Source organism: Vibrio sp. 1249-1 (genome assembly GCF_033340495.1).
On the sequence record NZ_JAWOWJ010000678.1, the window covers coordinates 1 to 647 of the forward strand.

Genomic DNA, 647 nt, shown 5'->3' on the forward strand with positions numbered 1-647 from the left:
AAGGAGCGAGGCCTTTTCCGCTTCTGCCAATAACACTTCTGGTGCTGGGATATCTAAGTCCCATTCAATTAAGGTATGGCGCGGACCATACTGTTCAACCCAGTGTTGATATAACTTCCAGACTTCCGTGCTAACTGGACGGCTGTGAGTATCAATCCAAATTTCGCCTTTATCGAGTTGCTTGATGGTGAAACCCGCCAAATGAATTTCATCCACTTTGTCTGCCGGAATGGCGGACAGATAGGTATTGCAATCAAAGCCGTGATTGAAGGCTGATACGTGTACGTTATTCAGATCGAGCAGTAACCGGCAACTTGTGCGCTGCTGAACTTCAGCGAGAAACTCCCACTCGCTGATCGTCGAGTGTTGAAACTTCACATAGCTCGAAGGGTTCTCGATTAAGATTTCGCGTTGCAGATAATCCTGAACTTCAAGCACATTGCGAGTAAAAACGTTCAGTGCTTCTTCGGTGTATGGTAGGGGAAGCAAGTCGTTAAAATAATGCCCACCATTTTCACTCCAGCTCAAATGGTCAGAGACAAACATTGGGTCAATGGCATCTATCAACGCTTTCAGTTGAGCGAGGTGTACTTGGCTAACGCGTTCAATAGAGCCTAACGATAAGCCAATTCCGTGGCAGCTGATCT

Annotated in this window: 1 protein-coding gene; it reads right to left on the reverse strand. The window is 46.5% G+C overall.

The features are described 5' to 3' along the window. On the reverse strand, window positions 1-647 hold a 647-nt coding region (locus tag R7Z50_RS28305; RefSeq protein WP_318149859.1), incomplete at both ends, for a DUF692 domain-containing protein.